At 44.1% G+C, this 295-nt stretch carries 1 protein-coding gene; it reads right to left on the bottom strand.

Translation table 11 applies throughout. The annotated features are described in order from the left end of the window. Nucleotides 1-295, bottom strand: a 295-nt coding sequence (locus ACNKXV_RS14295; protein WP_417908380.1) for a TonB-dependent receptor plug domain-containing protein, incomplete at both ends; no start/stop codon positions are given.

The following is a 295-nucleotide window of genomic DNA, read 5'->3' as shown; positions in this document are numbered from 1 at the left end:
AGTCTGCCGGCAATTCTGCCGTAAATGATTTGGAGACAATGATGTTGTCAATCACGTTGGTTGGAAAAATATCCATTTGGATTGTATTGCGGTCTGGATCCAAACCAGGGATATCTACGCCGTTCAAGACTGTTTTGGTATATCGGTCACCCAAGCCACGCACGTAGACATATTTTCCACCTTCAATAGAAACACCCGTGACGCGCTTTACTGCTGAAGCTGCATCCCCATCACCTATTTGTCTGAAAGTACTGGCTGAAATTCCATCAATCAGGTTTGAAGCATTTCTTTTCAC

The organism is Christiangramia aquimixticola (assembly GCF_048285835.1).
GTDB lineage: Bacteria > Bacteroidota > Bacteroidia > Flavobacteriales > Flavobacteriaceae > Christiangramia > Christiangramia aquimixticola.
Note: the sequence above shows the minus strand (reverse complement) of the source record. Positions and strands in the feature narration are given on the sequence as shown.